Source organism: Martelella alba (assembly GCF_005217455.1).
Lineage (GTDB): Bacteria > Pseudomonadota > Gammaproteobacteria > Enterobacterales > Enterobacteriaceae > Acerihabitans.
Genome location: NZ_SZPQ01000079.1, coordinates 1 through 2,202 on the forward strand (window position 1 = coordinate 1; position 2,202 = coordinate 2,202).

5 protein-coding genes are annotated in these 2,202 nt (G+C 50.8%); 2 read left to right on the forward strand and 3 right to left on the reverse strand.

Features of this window, described 5'->3' with window-relative positions; genetic code table 11:
* Together FCN80_RS25045 and FCN80_RS25050 are read right to left on the reverse strand one after the other, a co-directional pair.
* On the reverse strand, positions 1-620 hold a 620-nt coding region (locus FCN80_RS25045; protein ID WP_136993027.1), incomplete at its 3' end, for a helix-turn-helix domain-containing protein.
* Positions 617-1,519: a Rha family phage regulatory protein gene (locus FCN80_RS25050; protein WP_306767936.1), complete on the reverse strand. Its 903-nt coding sequence runs from the start codon at positions 1,517-1,519 to the stop codon at positions 617-619. The genes FCN80_RS25050 and FCN80_RS25045, both read right to left, overlap by 4 nt.
* Positions 1,520-1,522: 3 nt before the next feature.
* On the opposite strand from FCN80_RS25050, the gene FCN80_RS25055 reads away from it, so the two are divergent.
* The gene (locus tag FCN80_RS25055; protein ID WP_230492946.1) at positions 1,523-1,735 is read left to right on the forward strand and encodes a BrnT family toxin; all 213 of its coding nucleotides are present in this window, start codon (positions 1,523-1,525) and stop codon (positions 1,733-1,735) included.
* The gene (locus FCN80_RS25060; RefSeq protein ID WP_136993030.1) at positions 1,722-2,027 is read left to right on the forward strand and encodes a BrnA antitoxin family protein; all 306 of its coding nucleotides are present in this window, start codon (positions 1,722-1,724) and stop codon (positions 2,025-2,027) included. The genes FCN80_RS25055 and FCN80_RS25060 overlap by 14 nt, the downstream gene beginning before the upstream one ends.
* Before the next feature lie 37 nt (positions 2,028-2,064).
* Here FCN80_RS25060 and FCN80_RS25065 read toward each other — a convergent pair.
* The coding region (locus FCN80_RS25065) for a DUF4222 domain-containing protein (RefSeq protein WP_136993031.1) at positions 2,065-2,202 on the reverse strand (138 nt) is incomplete at its 5' end.

The window sequence follows — 2,202 nt, forward strand, 5'->3', positions numbered from 1 at the left end:
TCGAGAGAGGATTTGCTGACCTGGTACCGGGAACCGGTGGTCTGGTTCAGGTGGGTTAGGACCTGTTTAGCCTGATCAGTAATTTCAATTTCAGGGTCGGCCGCTAGCGGCTGACAAAAGTGTTTTTTATTTGATGGATCTTGTTTTGAATTTACTAACGGATCGGGTGTATCGGGTACAGGCTCATAATGCGGATTTTTGCTGTCTGGTGAACCCTCATCCTGTGAACCTTCATACGATGAGGGTTCATGCTGTGAGCCTTCATCCTGTACAGGCTCAATAGCAGGCTGTGAGCCTGTACGGCGTATAGGCTCGGCAAGTGATTCAGCAAGGAGTTTAGACAGGTTTAGCTGGTAAGCATTGCTTCCCTGCTGCCGGCGGCCATTCGCCCCTTTTACGCTTCTGGATGATTTACTCAGCCACCCGTCGGTAGACAGTTCGGCCAGGGCGCGGCGTACTCCGCTGTCGGATTTAAAGCTGCATTTTTTCATCAGCGTTTCGACTGACGGCCAGCTATGCCCCTCATCGTTTGCAAAGTCCGCGACCGCCAGCAGTAGCATCTTGCGTGGCTGCGTCAGGCTTTGAACTTCCCAGACCTGTGACATCAACTTGATACTCATTCCTGCCCCCTTTTTGCATTAGCTAGGGATGAACAAAGCAGGCCAGCTACGAACGCAGCATCACAAATATGATCATTGAGTTCATGCGCCAATGGGGATTTAACGTCTACTAACATGGGATAAAGACGTTCCCGCCATGCGGCGGCGATCACTTGAGTGTGATAGCTAATAGCTTGGATATTCATTACACACGGGACACGGTGCAGAGCATGTTCCATGCTGTTAAAGGCGTTGATGTAGTCCTCTTTGAAACGGGCTGCTCGTTTGCCGGTAAAGCCCATGGCGAGAAACGCGAAGCCGTCACGGGTGATTTGATAACAGGGAAGTTTCCGACCCGTAGCATCGGTGTATTCACTCACCGCAAAATTGCGGGCAGTAAATTCGGGTGAGCATTCCAAGGTACGGATCTTCTTCAAGACGTCGTCATGGCGTTTGGTGAAGTATTCGGCAATGGCGATTGAAGTGGTAACGGCACGGCCGTCGGCGATAATGATTTTGGGTGCAATTTGGGCGGGGAAAGTAGCCATGATGACGGCCTCTACTGTGAGCTTTGATAACTCACCACCAGAGACGCCGCCAAGCGCAATGGTGGTGACCTGAATGGCGTTGGCGGACCGGTCACAGTAGAACCCGGCAAGCCCGAAGGCTTCACCACCCAGGCCACCATAATTCAGATGTGCCAAGGGTTCGCGCACAAAAAAACCGCTTTTAGCGCGGTTGTGCGCTACTGTAAATTCCAGGCCGCCAAGCCCGGCAACGGATTTTGCCGTTGCCTTGGGACTATAACGCCCGGAGTTCAGAGAAGCAAGAACACTTGACATGGCATTTTTTGTACATACAATAATTATATGAAGATAATCTTTGACCCTCACAAGGACGCAAGCAATCAGGCAAAGCATGGGATGTCTCTTGCTGAAGCCGAGTTTTTCGATTGGGAAAATGCGATATATATGCCGGATATACGCCGAGACTATGGCGAAGATAGGCTCATCGGTTTTGGTTACCTTCACGAACGAATTTGTTGCGTGGTATTTGTTGAGAGGGACGACGCATACCGCATTATCAGCCTCAGGAAGGCCAATAGCCGGGAGATTAAACGTCATGTCGAAACTTAAACTTAGACCAGGTACTATTCTGCCTACTCCGGAAGAAGACAAGGCCATCACTAAAGCCGCGCTGTCCGATCCCGATACCATGCTGCTTGATGGTGATAACGTAAAACTTGAGTCCTTCAAGGAGTTGAAAAAGCGAGGGCGCCCGGTGGCTGTAACGACGAAAACCCGGATAACCATTCGCTGCTCACCGGAAGTCATTGAGGCGTTCAAGGCGACAGGCTCAGGTTGGCAAACCCGAATGGATAACGCGCTTAAGGACTGGCTTAAGCATAATTCCCCGTCAGGTCTATGATAGAAATTTTCGCTATTGATCATCATGTTACTTCTCATCATATTTTCCTGAACTTCGCCCGAAACTGTTCAACCGGCTGCATGCACTCGTATTCGTAGCCGTCTCGCAGGAAAATGACTCGGCCGCGCTCTGGGTCCCACGCAATGACCCGCACGGCCACCCCATAGAAATCGCG

Coding starts and splice junctions, on each gene's coding strand:
- FCN80_RS25050 (WP_306767936.1), bottom strand. CDS start 1,519: ATGCTTTGCCTGATTGCTTGCGTCCTTGTGAGGGTCAAAGATTATCTT.
- FCN80_RS25060 (WP_136993030.1), top strand. CDS start 1,722: ATGTCGAAACTTAAACTTAGACCAGGTACTATTCTGCCTACTCCGGAA.
- FCN80_RS25055 (WP_230492946.1), top strand. CDS start 1,523: ATGTCTCTTGCTGAAGCCGAGTTTTTCGATTGGGAAAATGCGATATAT.